Here is a 19,181-nt window from a genome sequence, read left to right as displayed (position 1 = left end):
TTCCAAAGAACGACAAAAGCCAGCACTCGCTGGCTTTTGTCGTTTTTAGGCTATGCCATTTAATCTAACCGAATTTTAGTGGAGTCTTTTTCTCCTTCGTTATCGGTGACTGTGAGCCTAACTGCCTTTTTATTGGCGGGGAGTCGGGTGAAGATAACAGTGCCGAAGCGTACTTTTTTCTTACCCAATTTCCAGCGAGTCTTCACGATATGCCCGTCCGGATCGTAGCTTGTGGAATACAGTAAAGCGTAACGCCCGAATAGAGGGAAATAGCCACCCTGAGCGACAGGCGATTCGTTAACTGCTGCGACGATCTCTATCGTTTCTGAATGACGAGCGGTTGCACCTTGGTCGTCAGTCACCGTAAGTACGACCGTATATTCACCTGCTTTGTCGTAGCTCCAATTTGGGTTGAACTCTGTACTGGTTTGACCGTTTCCAAAGTCCCACAAATACCCAACAATCTCGCCGTCGGGGTCACTACTCACGTTAGATGAAGTGACGCTCATGCCTTCGACTTTTAACGTGAAGTTGGCGATCGGCGCTTCATTGGGTTTATCGTAAGAAACTTGAATGACGCCATAACTGTTATCAGGCGCTTGATGGATCAGTTTTACCGATAAGCCATACTCCATCACTTTGCGACCAGCGTGTGGAGCACCGGGGGAAGAGTAATCCTCTTTATCATCAAACACACCGTTTGGCGTTAGGCTGGTATCTTGCAGCAAGTTACCTTCTTTATCGACCAAAACGAGAGGCGAACTGTTTTCTAAAGAAAAGGCAGCATCACGCACTTGGTAACGGGATCTCGCGACTTCGCCGCTAGACCAAACAAACGGAGTTTGGTCGGCATCGACCACACCTAGCCAACCTTCCCCAGGGTGCAGTCCTACCCAATTATCGGTAAAGGAATTATCGACATACCACACAACCAAACCTGGATCATAAGAAATCAGCTGTCCAATTCTGCGAATACTCTCAAGCCCTTTATCGACGCCATCGTAACTGCGCCATTGGAGCAAGTAATAGTGATCCGCTAAGTGGAAACCTGCATTCTTACTGAATCCGCTGAATGCAAAGGTGCTTGTCCCTTCAGCATCATCAATGCCACGAGCCGCTCCGTCAACTTCAAACGCAATGTCATCAACGTACAACCCTTCCATGGCTAAACCGCCATCAGTGACATAATCAAAAGTGAGTGTGATTTCGCTGCCTGCCCATTCCGACAGGTCAAAACGAGCGTTTACCCATCCTTTAGAATCTCCTGTTATCGCAGGTACCAGACCCGTGTTGTAAGGATCTTGAGTGGTCGTAATGTTTCCAGCGATTTGAGTGCCATTGACCAATACTCGAGCATAATCGTAGTCCACTTCTATCTCATACCACGTCTTAAAGGTGAGATGTACTGAACCACCCGAAGGGACAGTGAGTTTACGGCTCATACTGTTATTAAGGTCATCCCCTTTTTGGGAGTAAAACGAGTATTCGCCGCCAAACGGTTTAACACCGTCGACTTTTTTCGCAGGTAATTCGATTTTCACCATATTGGGGCGAAGGTTATCCGTGGTTTCAAATAACGTTAGGTTACGAGGCTTCTCGGCTAAATCATCAAGCGATAGTTGTGTGCTGTTCAACCAGCGTCCCCCTAACGATTCTTGCAAGAACTCTTTGGCATAAGAACTGAATGCTGTGGGTCTAATCCCCCCTAGTTCGCCTGCCCAGCTGCCAGAAGACATAATGGACCAATACGCGACAGGCTCTCCTTTACCCGTTCCCCGAGTGTCGTATTCGTCTGGTAAGCCTAAGTCGTGCGCGTATTCATGCGCCGCGACTCCAACGGCAGCATCAAGAGGCTGAATGGTGTAATCAAACGCAGCGTATTGCCCATTGAAGCGATCAGGTAGCGTGCTGGACGTTCCCGGAAGTTGGTGAACAGAACCTAAGTTCCAGCGGTGAGACCAAATGGCGTCTTCACCCAAAACACCACCACCGGCTTCTTCGCCCACCGAGGAATGGAAGATCATAAGGTGGTCGATTAGCCCATCAGGTTCACGGTAATCGCCATCTCCATCATAGTCGTATCGGTCTTCAATGTCGTAGTCGTCTAAGTTGACACTGGGATCATTCGCCAGCTGGTTGAGAGCTTCACGCACCAATTCACGAACGTTACTGTCGTTACCAGAACTGGCATCGTTTCCCCCGTAGTATTTGGCGTTTTTAGCCGCTCTATACCACCCGAATCCTTCACCCGTAACCGAATAGGTTCCACCGGATTCCTGTTCGTAATATTGCTTCATAGAAACAATGTTTTCGCCATTGGGACCTTCATAGCCAGAGGGGGAAAACAACAAGTCAGCGTAATGCGAAATGGGGTAAGAGTCATACAACATATCGGTATGCTCGTCGGTGATTCTGTTGTCATCCCACGGTAAGTCAGGGAAGTCGATCATCAACGCGATGACTCTGTCCGTTCTTTTTATGGTGACAGAACGAGACGAAAAAGAAACGGCATTGAGCTTCTGCCCTTTCTTATTTGCTAACGATTTAAATATCTTATTTCTCTGCTCAATGGCTTTTTTTCCAAATTGAGCATCGCCATGTGTATGAGGGTTCAGTTTTGTATTTAAGAATGTCTTTACGGCTTCTTCTCTTTCTATTTGTGTTGCATCTTTACTGAGTTTTCCAGAGCGAATTAGCATTTCCGCTATTCTCTCTTCATTAACAACACCCATATCGGCCGGAGTATTGGCGTAAGATATTCCACTGAATACTGCCAGCGATGTTGCCAGCAGCATGGTGTTTTTAAAAATTGCCATTTTTTATTCCTTAGTGGTTGTTTCTATTAATCATTCCTTTTATTTCTTTATTGGAACCTCCGTCGGTGAGATTGTGATTTTAAACCTGTTGGATTAAATTTTTATATTAGCGATCTGTGAAAAATATAATGTGACTATTTATTCCAAATAGACGAATATATTATCAATCTAAATTCTGGAATTAATGGAGATAGGTTAGTTGAAATAAATTTTTAAAATTTTGGTAATGGTTCTAATTCTTAAATATGAATAAGGAAAGGAAGGCGGTTTATTACATAGGTGTGTTGGGAATGGGATTGTTTACATAATATTTAAAATTTGCTGAACGAATTCCAATTGATCAAAAAAGCCAGCAATATATACCCAAGTAACCTCAATATGCTAGGTTCAGCGGCTTCCCTACCAAAGAATAGGGAACTGGCTTTCAGGCAAGGCATCGATTTGAAGATCTAGTTATTCTAAATCAAGAATCGGTAACGCAGTATGAAAGCCAGTTAAACTCGCCCTTGGGAGCCCATATTCTGTCCCATTTCATCGTCAAAGAACTTGGAAAGGACTCGTCATTCCACTGCGTCCTTCTCCTTGAACTGGAACAGACTATGAGGCTCTGAATCCTGCATCTTGAGGTTACTTGGGTATAATGCTGGCATAGGTTTTTATAGGGTTTTGAAACTAAAGAATGCTGCGCAGTGCGCTAAAGAATCGGTCGATTTCGGTTTGGGTATTGTAGTGCATTAGCCCAACTCTCAAAATGCCGCCTTTGTCTGTAACACCTAGTGCATCTGTTAATCTATCGGCGTATAAATGACCGCTCCACGTATAGATTTCCTGCGTTCCAAGATGCGTGGCGATGTCTGCCGGGTCAAGATCACCAAACCTAAGAGCAAACGTAGCAGTTCTGTTGTTTGCAGTAGGCTCCCCGAATAATTCAATCGAGGGAAATTCTGTTAGGCGGGCGAGAAAATACGTCGCTAGTGATTCTTCATACTGTCGAATATTTCCGTAGGCTGATTCCAGTTGAGCTCTTAGGCTTTCCCCTTGTCCTAATGTTGCCAAATAATCGACAGCGTATGAGAATGCAGAGAGCGCTTCAAAGTTCAATGTACCCGTTTCCCAGCAGTTTGGGGCATAGGTAGGTGCTGGCTCTACTTTAAAAGGTGTGTATTGTTCTAAACAGTCTTTACGACCATAAAGCACGCCAAGGTGAGGACCGAAAAACTTGTAGGCAGAACCTGCAACAAAGTCTGCGCCTAGTGCTTTCACATCAATAATTTTATGAGGCAAAAGGTGCACGGCATCAATAAAAACGACACTGCCGTTCGCTTTTGAGAGCTGGGTGATTTTTTCTATATCGACCATTGTGCCAGACAGATTACTGGCCGCTGTAACAGCAACCAAACGTGTTTTTTCATTCAGTAAGGACTGAAACACCTCTAAGTCCAGATTACAGCTATTGTCTATAACGGGAATGTAGTGGACTTTTACGCCTTTCAGTTGGGCCGCCATTGCCCAAGACGAACGGTTGGCACCGTGATCAGCATCGCTAAGGATGATCTCGTCTCCAGCTTGCCAATCTTGACTAATTGCACGGCTAAAATGAAATGTCATGGTCGTCATGTTGGCACCAAAGACGATTTCATCTTTGGATGCAGCACCAAAAAGTGATGCCGCTTTTTCCCTGCACGTATCCACTAAACTCACTGTGTTGTGGCTCACAGAGAAACGACCACCCAAGTTAGAATTACCTTGCGCCAAGTAAGCGCCATAGCCTTCAATCACAGAGAGTGGAAGCTGGGTTCCACCGGGACCGTCAAAATAGATGGGTGCAATTCCATTCTGCTGCATATTAAGCGCTGGGAATTGCTCTCTAAGACCTTCAACATTTTTTTGGTTAAGCGGTAAATACGAAGACATCGCGTACTCCCTTTTCTCCTGCTACGCTAGAAAGCGTTTCAGAAATGTGGTGGAAAAAGCGTGAGTCATTGAGTACCACAAACTGGTTTTCTTCTAACACCGTGTTTAAGTGAGGGTGTTGATCAACCGGAGAAGCAAAAATTTGTGTAAACCCACCAGTGATATTTTTCCGTTGCACACAGAAAATGCCAACATATCGGTAGCCATCTTGGTGTATCCCTTCTGGTGCAGGGGCACTGGTCGCATCGGAACCGCAAGTTACTCGAATTTGGTGTACATCCACAACCGAATTATCTTTGTCTGTCCCCGTTCTTTCCATAAACGATTTGATGAGGTGCTGAAAGTACGGTGTTTTCACCATTTCCTCATCCATTTTGGCAAAATCTCTTTCAACATCGCCAACGACTCTATTGAACTCTGAAGATTGCGTAAAAGTAGAGTGGGGCAAACGGGTTAATTCATTATTTGTAGATTGGAATCTTGCATAGGTACGATAACGGTGATCACTGTCGACGTATTGGTCTGCAGGGAGCTGCTCAAAGTAGGATGAAAGTTGCTCTGCTATGCTTTTTGGGGTTTGAAAAGCTTCAATCAGAAACTTGTTTTCCATTTCCATGATATGTCCTTATTGTTTGATTTTGTGTTTAACAAATGATTAACAATGAGTCTATTATCCCGCTATTGAATTTGCTTTCAATACATAAAGCTTAATACGAATATATATTCTAGAATTAAAAACTGTTAAGTTCGAATTTTGGTGTTTTGTGTTGGTTTTGATTATCATGCTGGTTTAAATATCTTTATATTTAATGCATAACAAAATTAACAATAGGTTTTTCGTGAACAGCTTTCCCTATTTAGCCCCCTCACTGTGTTTTATCACGCTACCCTATCTAAGGGGCGTTTTACTTTTGATCAATACGCTAACAAAAGGCGCTTTAAGCTCATTGAATAAATGAGCGCATTTTTGTTATAGAAATTGTTAAAGAAAAATGATGTTCAGCCGATGCTTATTATTGAGACAAGAATCATTTGATAGACCTTGAGCCGATAAAGAAGGCAGCAACTGTGATAAGTTAAGGTCTATCGCGACAGCAACAAGCTATGTCTTTAATGAACAGCCTTCAATGAAAGATAGCATCCAGTTGCTGAGTGAAAAACGGAGTATTCACCATCATGAGCCAGACATCTGTTGAACAAAAGCGTCGATACTATCGCCTGCGATACCCAAAGCAGGAAAGACCTGTGTTAAGAATCAAGGATCAGTATTACCACATTTGTGAAGTGTCGGAGAAAGGCATACGTGTCCTTATGGCAAATGTCGCGTCACTTTATCGCGGTCTGAGCATCGCTGGTACTCTGCGTTTGCATGGTAATACTCATATCTCTGTTGAAGGGGCAGTGTTAAGGTTTGATAACGATGAGGTTATCTTCCAATTGTCCAAGGGACCGAGTTTAAAGAATATGGTGGAAGAGCAGCGTCATATTCGGAAGAAATACCCTACGTTTTTCTCTAAACGGGGACCTGTGGCAGCCTAGTAAAAGCCACTTTAGGCTATACTCACATTCAAATTCCATAACCCTGATTGACGCTGTCAATTAGGGTTTTTGCTTTCCCGAAAGGTCAACAAACCTAGGTACAAGAGGCATTGCAATGAAGTTTTCCTATGTAAATCCAACTCAAATCCATTTCGGCCAAGGTCAAATAGAAGCGCTATCAAAAGCGATTCCAACCTCCTCAAGTGTATTGGTGGTCTACGGCGGTGGCTCTATCAAAAAAAATGGCGTTTATGATCAAGTCGTTGACGCTTTGAAAGCACACAGCTGGCAGGAGTTTTCAGGCGTAGAGCCCAATCCAACCAAAGAAACGTTGGATAAAGCAGTTGAGATTGTTAAGCAAGATGACATTGAGTTTGTGCTTGGGGTCGGCGGCGGCTCTGTGATTGACGGCGTGAAATACATTGCTGCGGCTGCAAAGTATGACGGGGACGGATGGGACATCCTAGAAGGTAAACATCAGGTGAAAGAAGCCGTAGCACTTGGAGCGGTGTTAACGTTGCCTGCTACTGGGTCGGAATCTAACCCTGCAGCTGTGATAACCAAAAGTGAAACGCAGGACAAATTGTCGTTTTACCACCCAGCGGTGCAACCAAAGTTTGCTATTTTGGATCCCGATGTAATGAAAACCCTCCCTGAGCGTCAGTTGATCAATGGCATTGTAGACGCATGGATACACGTTTGTGAGCAGTACCTTACCAAGCCAAATGGTGCGATGGTTCAAGATGCGTATGCAGAATCGTTGCTTCGAACATTGAAGGATTTAGGTGAGCGTTTTGAGCAACGTGATAGCGACGAATGGCGCGCCAATCTTATGTGGACAGCCAATCAAGCGCTCAATGGATTGATTGGCTCTGGCGTACCGCAAGATTGGTCAACTCATGTGATTGGTCATGAGCTTACGGCTTTGTACGGGGTCGATCACGCTCATTCGTTGGCGATCATTCAACCTTCATTGCTTCGAAACCAGCTTGAGTATAAAAAAGCGAAGCTAGAGCAATTAGGGCGAAATGTCTTTGGATTAAAAGACTCGGATGAACTGGCAGAGCAAACGATTGATGCCCTAGAAGCGTTTTATCAAAGCGTGGGTATGAAGACAAAGCTTACCGAGCACACCACAGACAAAGAAACAGCCGTACAAGCAGTATTGGCTAAACTTGAAGAGCACGGGCTGGTTAAGTTGAGTGAGAATGGCAGCATCACTCTGGTGGAATCTAAAGCGATTTTGGAAAATGCGATTGCCTAGCTAAAGTGATGTAAGTAAATGGAATAGAACGTTCTGGAAGGGCAGGTGTCAGTTTGATGCCTGCCCTTTTGGGCTTTTAACGGTTTGCCTCTTTAACAACCAATCTATTTAACAACCAACCTATTTAACGACCAACCTATTTAACAACGAAGCCCCTTAACAGTAGAGAGCCGTATGAAGTAAACGGAATCAGAGTCAGACAAACGTGACCGTGCTCCTTTATTTTTTTGTCACTTAAGGAAATAATTGCCTCAATTATTGCCAAATTTAACAGAATGCGATGCGTAGTGATGACCTAATATTGTTCTATCAAGTAGTGGCTTTAGGCACATTCAGTAAAGCTGCGGAACAAAACGACTTAACGAATTCTGTCGTGAGTAAAAGGATTGCGCGACTTGAAGAAGAGTTGGGCGTGCAACTGCTGTATCGCACCACCAGAAAGCTTACCTTAACCGAAGCGGGAAAAGCCCTATATCAAGGAGCGAAAAACGTTAACCAAGCGGTAAATGAAGCGATGGATGTAATTTCCGGTTTTGGAGAGAAGATAAGTGGTCATGTAAAAATGTCGGTGCCCAGTATTTCTGGCGATCTTATCTTGGCGGATGCGGTTGCTGAATTTTGCAACATGCACCCAGGGCTAACGGTTGATATGTCTTTGGATAATCGATTTGTCGACTTGGTAGAAGGGGGCTTTGACTTAGTTATTCGAACAGGATATCTGGAAGACTCCAGTTTGATTGCTCGTCATATTCTCGACTCGCAATGGCTAGTGTGTGCTTCGCCATCTTACATTGCTAAAAATGGCAAACCACTAAAGCCAGAAGACTTAACCAGCCACAACTGCTTGCAATACGCTTACCAAACCACGGGGGCGTCAGATTGGGAGTTTAAATCTTCTAAAGGAAACTACATTGTCAGGGTATCAGGATCGTTCTCCACAGATAATGCCACTGCTCTGCGTAAGGCGGCACTGGGCGGGCATGGTATTGCTTATGTCCCTCGCTGCTTGGTGTATCACGATATTAGAAGTGGTGAACTTGTCGATATATTCCCAGAACTGGTAGGCAAAAAGCTCGGAATCTACGCCGTCTACCCATTTACACGTCAACCGCCTAAAAAAGTGAGCTTGCTCATAGAGCACATTCGCACGCGTTACCTAGCAATCTCACATTACTTTTAGCGATGAGATTATCATCGCTAACTGCTCGCTAATAGTTTCGATTAATCAGTTCAAGGCTTTTCATAAAACCTTTGAAGTGCTCTTCCTTTTGATATTCGAATTGGTATTTGTTGTGAAAAAATATATGCAGAGTGACCTGCGGTGTGGCTAGGTAGACAGTGTATTCATCGTAACCCGTTCCTGCTTCTATACCTTCGAGTACGTAGCCTTTTTCTGATTTAATCCCACTTTTTCTAATTTTATCCATTACCTTTAGAACAAAGAGGATATCCAGCTGATTTTTCATAGTTTTTACTCTTGCTGTAGCGCACCTAATCTATATACGGATCCATTCGTTGATTAGGTTACAAAGTAAAGAAACGATAAGGGAAATAGTGTGATTCGATGTGCCAAGATGCGTCTAACTATGCGATAGAAGCGACATGACGATAGAAACGACATACCTGATTCATCGGAATCACAAGCCTTAGAGCAAGCTGTTTATCTTAAAGCAAACTGGTTATATTGACGCAAAATGAGTAACTTACAGCTCTTTCAATGCCGAGCCATGTCTATTGAAGGGTTTCACGTTGCTGGCTTTTTTATTGCCAGACTGAATATTGTGATAAAACGCGTAGTTGTTTTTACCATCGCATTTAGCAGAATACATCGCTTTATCGGCGCAGCGAAGCAATTCTGGGAGCTCAAAAGCATCTTGCCCATACACGGATACTCCAACACTCAACGTCACATAATTGACCTGATTGTTGACTTGGTAGCCATCGTTAAACAAAGACGTGATACGACCTAAGATGCTTTCTAGTACATTGGCACTGGGAATATCGTAGAGCAACACAACGAATTCATCCCCAGCATACCGGGCGATGGAAAACTCATCCTTTTGGTCCTTTCGGCTTTTTGTGCGCAGGTTATTTGCAAGCCTTTGTCCAAAGCTCTGTAACACTCTGTCTCCAACTGAATGACCAAAATTGTCATTAATTTCTTTGAAGTTATCAATATCGATAAAGACCAACGCTGCTATTTTGGAGCTGTGTCTGAGCTCTTTGAGCTTAGGTTCCGCCCATTTTTCAAAACTCCATCGGTTTGCCAATCCAGTGAGAGCATCTCTATAAGCTAAGTCTTCGATGCCTTCCTGATACAGTGACAATACATAGTGATTGGTTTTGTAGTATTGATAGGCAAAATAGTGGCAAATCGCCAAGAAAGCCAACATGCTTGTTAAGAAGCGTCCAACGGAAAACTCTGAATAATCTGCGGATAAATACGGGAAATTAGGAGAGGTAAACGCAACAATACAAAATACAAAGAAACTCGTTGTGGCTAACACAGCGCCTCTAAACGAATTTACAAAGATGATGGTAGCAAGAATTGGGTAAATCCAATAAACGGAAGACTTAGACAAGCCGCCAGTTAGGATCAGTACAATCGCATGGGTTACAAGTACAAGCGTAAGGACATGGGCAGCTTTCGTATAGTGACCACGGCTTAGAAATAAAGCGAGATTGGAAAAAACAACCAGCGCACTGATGTAGTTGATGGAGCCCTGAAAGTGGTCCCCATTACTTATACTTAAAAATCCAAATACCGAAAGTAGAATGAAGACAATAACAGATAAAACGATGAGGGTACGCTTTCTGCGCAGTAGCCGAACGTCTGCCATTTCTTCAAGCTTTCGACCTGCCATGTTGTACATGTGTCTAGCCTAGCCTTTTTTATTATGTAGCTAAAAGCATAGTACACACACACATATTTGCCTTAAGAATGTGGGGTTTTTTTGCAATAAAAAATGCCTCTTATTGTTAAGAGGCATTTTTAGAATTTAAGCTGTTGATTCTTTTGCGTTATGCAACAAGATCTTCATCAAGATCAAACGACGCATCAATCAATTTTTGCGTGTATTCATGCTGAGGATTATTGAAGATCTCTTCCGCGGATCCTTCTTCCATCACGACACCTTTCTGCATCACCATTACACGGTCAGAAAGTGCTTTAACAACACTCAAATCGTGGCTAATGAACAGGAAGCCGATGTTGTGCTTCTTCTGAAGATCTTTCAAAAGATCAATAACCGTTAGCTGTACTGAACGGTCAAGAGCGGATGTAGGTTCATCTAGAAGAATGAACGAAGGCTCAAGAATCAGCGCACGAGCGATAGCAATACGCTGACGTTGACCACCAGAGAACTCATGTGGGTAGCGGTTAATGGAGTGTGGGTCTAAACGAACTTCTTCCAATGCTTGGCGTGCTCGCGTCATGCGATCCGCACGGCTTAGACCAGGTTGATGCACCGTTAGGGATTCCGTAATGATATCGCCAACCGTCATACGAGGAGAAAGCGAACCGTACGGGTCTTGGAATACCATTTGAATGTCTTTTTTCAGCTCAAACTTTTCTTTCTCAGTTAGCGTACTCACATCACGACCGCGATAAGCAATCTTACCTTCTGACGGTAGCAAGCCAATTAAAGCACGACCTAGCGTAGATTTACCGGAACCCGACTCACCTACAATCCCCAACGTTTCACCTTGCTTCAGTTCAAGGGAGATGCCTTTAACGGCTTCAAAGTATTGGTTCTTGCTTGGTAGAAAATGCGATTTGATAAGGAACTTAACGCGAATATCGTCCGCTTTAAGAAGATTAACGGCATCTTCGGCGACTGGATCTTTACTGCCATGCGGAATCGAGTTGATCAGCATTTTTGTGTAGTCTTCAGTCGGATTCTTGAACAATTCTGCTGTTTGACCTTCCTCTACAACATCACCTTTACACATCACGATCACACGATCAGCAAAGTGCTTAACAACACCTAAATCGTGCGTGATGAACAGGATAGCCATGCCCATCTTTTCCTGAATTTCTTTAATCAGGTTAAGCACTTCCGCCTGCACAGTTACGTCGAGTGCAGTGGTTGGCTCGTCGGCAATCAAAAGATCAGGTTCGTTCATGAGTGCCATTGCAATCATGATACGTTGCAGCTGGCCACCAGAGAATTCATGCGGGTACTTGGTGTACGCTGTCTCTGGGTTTGGAAGGTGAACAAGGTTGAACAGTTCAAGTACTCTTTTTTTTGCTTTTGACTGGCTTACCTTACGGTGACACATCAGTGCTTCAGCAACCTGAATACCGACACGCATGTACGGGTTCAAAGAGGTCATTGGCTCCTGAAAAATCATGCCGATTCGGTCGCCACGAATGGATTGCATTTCTTTTTCAGAAAGGTCCAGAATGGAGTTACCTTCAAACTGAATGTCGGCTTCAGCTGGAATAATAGAGTTATGTGGAAGAAGGCGCATAATGGCGTTTGTCGATACCGACTTTCCTGAACCCGACTCACCAACGATTGCCAGTGTTTCGCCCTTTTTTAGGTCGAAATGAACGTTCTTTACTGCGTGTACAGGACCATCGTTGGTCGTAAAGGTTACTGACAGATCGCGAACTGTAAGAATTGGGGACTGTGACATTGAACTTCCTTATTAGGGTCTGTTGACCTTTCGAGATTATTTTTTGCAGCCATTTGTGGGTTCTTTTTACAAGGCAGACCCTATTAATTCAGAGTGTATACCGCGCTGGTTCTCTCTGAATACAGCTTTAGTTGGTTGAAGTGATGGTGTGCTTTTTGAAGGGCATCCAGCTCCAACTGCCAACTGGCATTACGTTGAGCCGCACAAAATGCCGCAATATGGCGGAATATTGTTTCACTATACTGGATAAGTGTTGGCTCGACGGCACGAACAATATCATACTGTTCGAGCGCAAGAAACTGCATGTGCGCATAAGTCTGGTTTAGCAGGTCGAATGCTTCGCGTTGTTGCCCCATTTTGTTCAGGATTTCAGACTGGCTAATGGCCGCGTCTTTCAACCCGGCGAGCAAACAACTCATCTGACATGGTTTGATGTCATCACTTTCGGCTGCTTGCGAAACATAAATCGGGAGATGTTCTAATACATCGTTATATAGGTATTGTGCCTCGGGCCAGTGTCCTTGTTCTAACAATTCTTCGGCTTTAATAAAGCGCGCCCAACACTGTTCTAAATCCATATCCCGATCCTGTTTACACAAAAGTGGGTGATAATTTAAATGAAAACCATTATCAAATGCAAATAATTCTAACTCCACTGTGAATAACAGCGATTTATACCAAACTCACTGCTAATTTCGAATCCAAGGGAATTTTTGGGTGTCATTTGAATCTATTTATTAAGAGGCTCATTGATTATTGAAATAAGGTCTCATTTCTTAAAAGTAAGAATGTTATTAATAGTTTAAATAGTTGTTTAATTTGTGTGATCGAAATAACGTGGTGTGAACGGAAAAGCCGATAATATGGGGCTTAACAGCAGATTTTATGGAGGCTGGATAACCATGACACACCAAGCTCAAGGATCCCAATTAGAGAAATTAAACCAGTTTCAAGATGAGCTACTTGGTTTGTTTTCTGGCGTGTTTAATTTTTCCAAAATGGCGAGTTATCTGGTCGACGAACAAGCGAAACCGATTTGCTATAAATCGGTTAAGATCCAACCTTCGATGCATCGGGAATATCTCGATCACTTCTACAAAACGGATCCTCTTCATCCAACCAACTTTCGATTTTCTGCTGCTAAAGTCGTAAAAATGAGCGATTTAGTGCCCGCGCAACAGCGTGCCTCGCACACATATTTCAAAGACTTTATTCGCCCATGGAAAATCAACGATATCATCGAGCTCTTTTTCCATGTAGATGGCAAGCTGGTGGCTGGTGCTGCTATGTTTGTTGGTAACAACCAAAATACCATGGGTACGGACGATGTGATGAAATTACACCACATGCATCGGTACATTGAATTCTCGTTAAATCAAAGCTTATCGACTCCAGAATCCATGAGTTACCAAGCTTTTTGCGACCAATATTCTCTAACCGAGAAAGAACGATTGGTGGCTCAATTTGCTTTGCAAGGTATGCCAAATAAAGCGATTGCTAACGAGTTATGTTGTAGTTTGCCAACAGTGAAAACGCACCTTCAGCACATTTTCGCCAAAATGGAAATCAACAGCAAAGTAGAACTGACCAGCTTAGTGTATCGCAACAATTGTACGGTTTAATGTTTACGTCATTGCGTATCTATCTATTTTGAAATAAACAAAACCACTTTGAAATAAAGAAAAACCTGCAATGGTAAGCATTGCAGGCGATTGAATGTTATCTCTTTTTCTTTATCTCTTTTTCCTTATCTCTTTTTCAAAGACAGGGCGTATACCACGATCGAAAGTATTGTGAGCCCTAACAATGTTGCCGCGATTGGGCGCGTAACCAGAATCGACAAATCACCATCTGCGACACCGAGTGCTTGTCGCATCCGTACCATAAACACCGGCCCTAATACCAACCCAAGTACAATGGGCACCGCGGGTATGTTCTTTTTGCGTAACACATAGCCTAAGCCTGCAAATCCAAGAGCGATAATGGCATCGGAAAACTGGTAGTTTTGGCTATAGCTACCAATAAAACCCAGAACTAATATGAACGCACCAATAAACCGACCACGGATTTTGGTGAGGTTCACAATCCATTTGGTCGCGAAGGTTAAATACAAAAAGACCACTACATTGATCAGCAAAAGCGACAAATACAGCCCAGAGATAAACTCCGGTCTTTCAACAAAAAGGGTTGGACCAGGAATGTAGTTATGCACCATAAATACGGCTAATAGCATGGCCATTAATGCGTCGGCAGGAATACCAAAAGCCAGAAGAGGGATCATGACCGATGCCGTCACCGCATTGTTGGAGGTTTCAGAGGCAATCAGCCCTTCTTCTGCGCCATCGCCGAATTTTTCCGGAGTTTTCGAAAACTTTTGGGCCAATGTGTAAGAGAAAAACTGAGAGCCGAACTCGCCAACTCCAGGTAATAGCCCCATCACTACGCCCAGTGCAGCAGAGCGAGCGACAGTAATTTTGTGTTTTGCCAGCGTGATTAAGCCAGAGAAGTACCCTTTACCTTCAAGTTTGGTGGTCTTGGCATCGCCGCCTTTTTGGGAAAGCAGTACAAAAGCTTGGGACATCGCGAACAGCCCGATTACCGCTGGAACCAGCGGAATCCCACCAAGTAGCCATTCCTGACCAAAAGTATAAGTTAACGTGTTGTATGAGCGATCTACGCCGACGGAACCGAAGAAGATACCGAGCCCAAGCATCATGGCGGCATCAAGCACTTGGTTGCGATGCGCTAAAACCACAAACACCATACCCAACAACGCGAGCATGGCAAACTCAGCTGAACCAAAATGCGTAGCGACCTGCGATAAAATAGGCGCAAGGAAAACCAAAGAAAGAATGCTCACCAAGCCACCTACAAAGGAAGCAGAATAAGCTATTGAGAGTGCTTTTTTCCCTTCGCCTCGCTGGGTCATTGGGTAGCCATCGTAAGTGGTTAATACCGCTACCGGAGTGCCGGGTGTGTTCATCAAAATGGCAGGAATAGCCCCCCCATACCAAGCGCCGCCATACACACCAACCAGCAAACTGACGCCAGCTAATGGCTCCATTGAAAAGCTGATTGGCAATAAAATAGCCATTACACCGGCAGGTTCTAAACCTGGGATAGATCCAATGGTCACCCCAATAAGTGCCCCAAGTAAGATAGCACTCAGTACACTCACCGTTCCGACTTCTGCAAGCCCTAACATTAATGATTCCATGTTATCTCCTTACAGATATTGATTGGCAAACAGCGACCAAGATTCTGGCAGTAACCCATATAGCCAAACATCCGGTAGCCATAGGTTCAACATAACCCTGAATATGATCACAACGGCTGCTACACCAAGAATGCTCATCATCAACCAAAAGCCATCCAGTAATCGGCTAACCCACAGCAAAGTACAAACAAAAAGCAATGTAGCTGGCGCAAACCCCATAATGGACAGCGAGTGAATGTAAAGTGCAAACAAAGCACCAGCAATAATAGCGACACGATAGCTGGCAATGGCCTCGGCACCAGAATCCAAAGCTCGGATGGGATGAAGAGAAAAACGTCGAATGTGGTACAGCACCTTGAGCAAGGCAAAAACCACAAAAACGCCCAAACCTAGCGCGGGGCCCATCATCGGCTGGGTGTACCAACCACGTTTGGTTTTTACCCACGATGCTTGCTCGGGTAAGAACCACAGCAGAAGCAATCCGCACACAGCAAAGAAGACGAAAATTCCGCCTGTCCCTTTGTTTTCCAACCCTTTATTTGTTTCAGATTGGGGGCTGTCAGTTACAGGCTTTGTGTCGAGAGAATGGGTTTCAGAGATCATACTGCACTCCTTGGAAGGGGGGATATCCCCCCTTTCGATTACTGATTCATGAAATTGAGCAGTGATCTCGCTTGTTCAAAGTCTTTCGCTAACAGGGCTTCAGCATCTTTACCACCTAGCCAATAGACACCGGCACCCGTATTCATGCTGATGTCTTTAACACGGTCAGCTTGAAGCGCTTTCTGAGCGATACCCGCGATTTTTTCCTTGATCGCTTGAGGCGTACCTTTCTTCACAAACAGACCGTTCCACGTTGTTTGAGTAATGCCTGTTTGCTCCGCTAATGTTGCGACACCAGGCGAAATAGAAAGGCGATCGCGGCTGATCGAAGTGAGCAGCTTCACATCACCAGAGTTCAAGCACGCCAGAATGAGCTGGGTTGTAGTGTTGATGACATCCGCATCACCATTTGCCAAGGTTGAACAATCCAATACGTCAAATGGCGCATCCGAAGAAAACTTGATTCCGATTTGGTCAGCGGCTTTAAAGGTGATAGCGGTAGGTAAGGCTTGATAGCCAAAATGCCCTAATGTGACTTTGTTGCTTTTAGAGTAAGCCGCCAACTCCTCCAGATTGTTATAAGGCGCGTCTGACTTCACCGCAATGGCGAATGGGTAATCGAGGAAAATCCCAACGGGTTCAAACGTGGATTGGTCGAATGGTGCAGTGCCATACAACACTTGCGTTGTGAGTATATCGGCAACGAAAGAGCCAATCACCAGCCCATCGGGACGAGAGCGAGAGACATCTGTTGCACCTACCACACCGCCGCCACCGGGCTTATTCACGACGGACGCGGGTTTACCCGTTTCTTTCGACATTTCTTCCGCAATCACACGAGTAAGAATGTCTTCCAAATCGCCCGGAGGCCATGGCACAACAAACTTAACTGGGCGATTAGGATAATTAGAGGACAGTGCTGCAAAACTGGTCATCAGACCGGCAGCAATAAGAGCAGCCTTCATGGCTTTAGTTACACGTTTCATAAACTTCCCTTTCTGTGTTGGGTCGATAAGTCCGAGTAGCCAATTGCTTGGCAGGCAAATGTTCAGCAGACTTATCAGGAGGTGTTTCACTTTTATCTGACTTTTATTCCGTTAGCTCATTCTTGGCTAACTTATTCTTTACTAACTTTTTATTTACCAACTTATTCTCTGCTAGCCGATGCTTGGCTGAGTGGAACAATGAGGACTGGAATATCACTCTGACTGATGACTTTAAGGGCGGTTGACCCTAAAAACAGACGCGATATCGCGTTTGCTTCCCTGTCTCCCATGACAATAAGTTGTGCACTGTGTTTTCCAGCGCAGGATAAGATCACCTCATGCGGTTCACCTATCTGAGTTTGAATTTGTGGAGGCTGTGGTAAGGCAGTCACGTTATCCAGCTCGCTTTCTAAAAAAGACTGAATGCGCTGCCGAATGCGTGCTTGAGCATCTGCCATTATTTGATCGGTATGCTTTTGATTCACCTTTTTAGGGAGATAACTCACCATTACCTGTTGAGTCAGTTCTCCAATGGGGGGAATCGCATGAAGAAATACAATTTTGGCATCATGTGCAATGGCTTGTTTAACGGCAGCTCGAAACGCAGGGCGACTGCCTTTTTGCAAATCCGATGCGTAAATAATCGTATTAATTTCAGTAAGCATATCCATTGCCTCTACATTTTCTGTATTGAACCATTCAAGTTCATCCCGCTAGTATCAGGTATCAACCATTGGGATGAGCTGAACGTTAACCTCTGTTTTTTAGCGGTTTATATTGATTAACTGAGGCTGGGTGTTTTCCAATAACCCTTCTTCACCGAATTCCACACCAAACCCCGACATTTTGTTGCCGCCAAAGGGGGCGTGAGGCAGTACTTCGGCGTGACCATTAATCCACACTGTTCCGCACTCCATTCTTTGAGCAACCTGTTGAGCTTGTTCGGTATCGCTTCCCCACACTGAGCCACCGAGCCCCATATCGCTGTCGTTAGCGAGCTGAATGGCTTGTTCGACGGTTTGATAGGGGATCACGGGTAACACAGGGCCAAATTGTTCTTCATCGACCAATCGAATGCCGTTAGATACATTCGCTACAATGGTTGGCGGGAATAGGTAGCCTTCGTCACTGACTGGTTTGCCTCCCGTCAGTACTTTGGCTCCTTGGGCAACGGCATCGTCGATGAGCTCTTGCACTTTATTGAATTGATTCAGGTTTTGTACAGGGCCAAAGGTGACGCCTTCTTCCAAACCTGCTCCGACGCGTTGTGATTGCGCGATTTCAGTGAGCGCCTGACAGACTTCTTCATATTGGCTTTCGTGCACGTATAAGCGTTTCAATGCTGCGCAGGTTTGCCCCATATTGATGAAAGAGGTTTGGAATAGCCCCTGAGCGAAAGCCTGTACATCGCTATTTGGCAGGACAATGGCAGCGTCGTTACCGCCGAGTTCTAGAGTTAGGCGTTTCAGATTGCCCGACGCTGCGCTCATGATGCGTTGCCCTGTTGGTGTAGAACCTGTGAATACGATTTTATTGATGCCTTTATGCTCACTGATGGCTTGGCCGAGTTCGCCGCCCCCTGAAATCACGTTAATCACCCCATCTGGCAGTACATCTGCCATGATTTCGACCATACGAATTGTGCTGAATGGCGTAAGCTCTGAAGGTTTAATGATCACACAGTTTCCAGTACGCAACGCGGGCATTACATGCCAAACCGCAATCATCAGCGGCCAGTTCCAAGGCGTAATAGATGCAACAACGCCAATGGGTTTATGGTGCAATTCGATACGTTTAGTATCGTCATCTTGAATCACTTTAACGGGCACGTCGGCACCAGCGGCGTAACGAGTCCATGCCACAGCACCACCCACTTCCATTCTTGCTAAATCGAGCGGCTTACCTTGTTCTTCCACAATTAGAGTGGCGAGCTCTTCCATTGCGGCTTCAAGATTGTCGGCAATTTCCGTCAGCATGGCTTTGCGCGTCATGTGGCTGACGTTTTTCCAGCTTTCAAATGCCTGATTCGCTGATTCCACAGCAAGGTTTAGTAGCTTCGAAGATGCTTCTGGCGCGTCTCTAAGTACTTGCCCTGTGGCTGGGTTAATAACAGGGCGCGGAGGCAGATCACCAGCGCGTTTTTGGCCGTTGATGATCAATCCAAAGCGGTTATCCATAACAAAATCTCCTGATGTTGATTG

Annotated in this window: 16 protein-coding genes; 4 read left to right on the top strand and 12 right to left on the bottom strand. The window is 44.7% G+C overall.

Features of this window, described 5'->3' with window-relative positions; all coding sequences use genetic code 11:
- Nucleotides 1–59: 59 nt before the first annotated feature.
- The 3 genes from CW749_RS03120 to CW749_RS03110 form a co-directional block, all read right to left on the bottom strand.
- Nucleotides 60–2,816, bottom strand: a complete 2,757-nt coding sequence (locus CW749_RS03120) for an immune inhibitor A domain-containing protein (RefSeq protein ID WP_101110531.1) — start codon at nucleotides 2,814–2,816, stop codon at nucleotides 60–62.
- A gap of 672 nt (nucleotides 2,817–3,488) precedes the next feature.
- Nucleotides 3,489–4,730, bottom strand: a complete 1,242-nt coding sequence (locus tag CW749_RS03115) for a cysteine desulfurase-like protein (protein ID WP_101110529.1) — start codon at nucleotides 4,728–4,730, stop codon at nucleotides 3,489–3,491.
- On the bottom strand, nucleotides 4,708–5,346 hold the full coding sequence (locus CW749_RS03110) for a 2OG-Fe dioxygenase family protein (protein WP_101110528.1): 639 nt from the start codon (nucleotides 5,344–5,346) through the stop codon (nucleotides 4,708–4,710). Before CW749_RS03110 ends, CW749_RS03115 begins: the two co-directional genes overlap by 23 nt.
- Before the next feature lie 560 nt (nucleotides 5,347–5,906).
- On the opposite strand from CW749_RS03110, the gene CW749_RS03105 reads away from it, so the two are divergent.
- The 3 genes from CW749_RS03105 to CW749_RS03095 all read left to right on the top strand — a co-directional run bounded on the left by CW749_RS03105 (nucleotide 5,907) and on the right by CW749_RS03095 (nucleotide 8,713).
- On the top strand, nucleotides 5,907–6,269 hold the full coding sequence (locus tag CW749_RS03105) for a PilZ domain-containing protein (RefSeq protein WP_101110526.1): 363 nt from the start codon (nucleotides 5,907–5,909) through the stop codon (nucleotides 6,267–6,269).
- 115 nt (nucleotides 6,270–6,384) lie between these two features.
- Nucleotides 6,385–7,533 (top strand): iron-containing alcohol dehydrogenase, encoded by a 1,149-nt coding sequence (locus tag CW749_RS03100; RefSeq protein WP_101110524.1) that lies wholly within the window; start codon nucleotides 6,385–6,387, stop codon nucleotides 7,531–7,533.
- Between the two features lie 280 nt (nucleotides 7,534–7,813).
- Nucleotides 7,814–8,713, top strand: coding sequence for a LysR family transcriptional regulator (locus tag CW749_RS03095; protein ID WP_101110523.1), 900 nt, complete (start codon nucleotides 7,814–7,816; stop codon nucleotides 8,711–8,713).
- Nucleotides 8,714–8,741: 28 nt separating this feature from the next.
- On the opposite strand, the gene CW749_RS03090 is transcribed toward CW749_RS03095, so the two are convergent.
- The 4 genes from CW749_RS03090 to CW749_RS03075 all read right to left on the bottom strand — a co-directional run bounded on the left by CW749_RS03090 (nucleotide 8,742) and on the right by CW749_RS03075 (nucleotide 12,752).
- Nucleotides 8,742–8,999, bottom strand: coding sequence for a DUF3081 family protein (locus CW749_RS03090; protein WP_101110522.1), 258 nt, complete (start codon nucleotides 8,997–8,999; stop codon nucleotides 8,742–8,744).
- Between the two features lie 237 nt (nucleotides 9,000–9,236).
- The gene (locus tag CW749_RS03085) at nucleotides 9,237–10,406 is read right to left on the bottom strand and encodes a GGDEF domain-containing protein (RefSeq protein ID WP_101110520.1); all 1,170 of its coding nucleotides are present in this window, start codon (nucleotides 10,404–10,406) and stop codon (nucleotides 9,237–9,239) included.
- 148 nt (nucleotides 10,407–10,554) lie between these two features.
- A complete protein-coding gene (locus CW749_RS03080) occupies nucleotides 10,555–12,174 on the bottom strand; it encodes an ABC transporter ATP-binding protein (protein ID WP_101110518.1) in 1,620 nt (539 codons plus the stop codon).
- 83 nt (nucleotides 12,175–12,257) lie between these two features.
- Nucleotides 12,258–12,752, bottom strand: coding sequence for a hypothetical protein (locus CW749_RS03075; protein ID WP_101110517.1), 495 nt, complete (start codon nucleotides 12,750–12,752; stop codon nucleotides 12,258–12,260).
- Between the two features lie 324 nt (nucleotides 12,753–13,076).
- On the opposite strand from CW749_RS03075, the gene CW749_RS03070 reads away from it, so the two are divergent.
- Entirely contained in the window at nucleotides 13,077–13,796 is a 720-nt protein-coding gene (locus CW749_RS03070; RefSeq protein WP_167404686.1) for a helix-turn-helix transcriptional regulator, read from the top strand.
- Nucleotides 13,797–13,921: 125 nt separating this feature from the next.
- Here CW749_RS03070 and CW749_RS03065 read toward each other — a convergent pair whose 3' ends face one another.
- The 5 genes from CW749_RS03065 to CW749_RS03045 form a co-directional block, all read right to left on the bottom strand.
- Nucleotides 13,922–15,391 (bottom strand): tripartite tricarboxylate transporter permease, encoded by a 1,470-nt coding sequence (locus CW749_RS03065; protein WP_101110514.1) that lies wholly within the window; start codon nucleotides 15,389–15,391, stop codon nucleotides 13,922–13,924.
- Nucleotides 15,392–15,400: 9 nt separating this feature from the next.
- Nucleotides 15,401–15,994 carry a hypothetical protein gene (locus CW749_RS03060; protein WP_101110513.1) on the bottom strand — a complete coding sequence of 198 codons (594 nt, stop codon included), beginning with the start codon at nucleotides 15,992–15,994 and terminating at the stop codon, nucleotides 15,401–15,403.
- Between the two features lie 38 nt (nucleotides 15,995–16,032).
- Nucleotides 16,033–16,980, bottom strand: a complete 948-nt coding sequence (locus tag CW749_RS03055) for a tripartite tricarboxylate transporter substrate binding protein (RefSeq protein WP_101110512.1) — start codon at nucleotides 16,978–16,980, stop codon at nucleotides 16,033–16,035.
- A 161-nt stretch (nucleotides 16,981–17,141) separates the two neighbouring features.
- Nucleotides 17,142–17,645 carry a universal stress protein gene (locus tag CW749_RS03050; protein WP_101110610.1) on the bottom strand — a complete coding sequence of 168 codons (504 nt, stop codon included), beginning with the start codon at nucleotides 17,643–17,645 and terminating at the stop codon, nucleotides 17,142–17,144.
- Nucleotides 17,646–17,744: 99 nt separating this feature from the next.
- Entirely contained in the window at nucleotides 17,745–19,157 is a 1,413-nt protein-coding gene (locus CW749_RS03045) for an aldehyde dehydrogenase family protein (RefSeq protein ID WP_101110511.1), read from the bottom strand.
- Nucleotides 19,158–19,181 lie beyond the last annotated feature (24 nt).

It is taken from the genome of Vibrio sp. vnigr-6D03 (assembly GCF_002835515.1).
In the GTDB taxonomy this organism is placed as follows: domain Bacteria; phylum Pseudomonadota; class Gammaproteobacteria; order Enterobacterales; family Vibrionaceae; genus Vibrio; species Vibrio penaeicida.
The sequence above is the reverse complement of the archived record's forward strand: the minus strand, read 5'-3'. Positions and strand labels throughout refer to the sequence as shown.

Excerpts from the sequence above, each read along its gene's own strand:
- CW749_RS03100 (WP_101110524.1), top strand. The coding sequence starts at position 6,385 with ATGAAGTTTTCCTATGTAAATCCAACTCAAATCCATTTCGGCCAAGGT.
- CW749_RS03120 (WP_101110531.1), bottom strand. The coding sequence starts at position 2,816 with ATGGCAATTTTTAAAAACACCATGCTGCTGGCAACATCGCTGGCAGTA.
- CW749_RS03055 (WP_101110512.1), bottom strand. The coding sequence starts at position 16,980 with ATGAAACGTGTAACTAAAGCCATGAAGGCTGCTCTTATTGCTGCCGGT.
- CW749_RS03060 (WP_101110513.1), bottom strand. The coding sequence starts at position 15,994 with ATGATCTCTGAAACCCATTCTCTCGACACAAAGCCTGTAACTGACAGC.
- CW749_RS03115 (WP_101110529.1), bottom strand. The coding sequence starts at position 4,730 with ATGTCTTCGTATTTACCGCTTAACCAAAAAAATGTTGAAGGTCTTAGA.
- CW749_RS03085 (WP_101110520.1), bottom strand. The coding sequence starts at position 10,406 with ATGTACAACATGGCAGGTCGAAAGCTTGAAGAAATGGCAGACGTTCGG.
- CW749_RS03045 (WP_101110511.1), bottom strand. The coding sequence starts at position 19,157 with ATGGATAACCGCTTTGGATTGATCATCAACGGCCAAAAACGCGCTGGT.
- CW749_RS03050 (WP_101110610.1), bottom strand. The coding sequence starts at position 17,645 with ATGCTTACTGAAATTAATACGATTATTTACGCATCGGATTTGCAAAAA.
- CW749_RS03110 (WP_101110528.1), bottom strand. The coding sequence starts at position 5,346 with ATGGAAATGGAAAACAAGTTTCTGATTGAAGCTTTTCAAACCCCAAAA.
- CW749_RS03090 (WP_101110522.1), bottom strand. The coding sequence starts at position 8,999 with ATGAAAAATCAGCTGGATATCCTCTTTGTTCTAAAGGTAATGGATAAA.
- CW749_RS03075 (WP_101110517.1), bottom strand. The coding sequence starts at position 12,752 with ATGGATTTAGAACAGTGTTGGGCGCGCTTTATTAAAGCCGAAGAATTG.
- CW749_RS03070 (WP_167404686.1), top strand. The coding sequence starts at position 13,077 with ATGACACACCAAGCTCAAGGATCCCAATTAGAGAAATTAAACCAGTTT.
- CW749_RS03105 (WP_101110526.1), top strand. The coding sequence starts at position 5,907 with ATGAGCCAGACATCTGTTGAACAAAAGCGTCGATACTATCGCCTGCGA.
- CW749_RS03095 (WP_101110523.1), top strand. The coding sequence starts at position 7,814 with ATGCGTAGTGATGACCTAATATTGTTCTATCAAGTAGTGGCTTTAGGC.
- CW749_RS03065 (WP_101110514.1), bottom strand. The coding sequence starts at position 15,391 with ATGGAATCATTAATGTTAGGGCTTGCAGAAGTCGGAACGGTGAGTGTA.
- CW749_RS03080 (WP_101110518.1), bottom strand. The coding sequence starts at position 12,174 with ATGTCACAGTCCCCAATTCTTACAGTTCGCGATCTGTCAGTAACCTTT.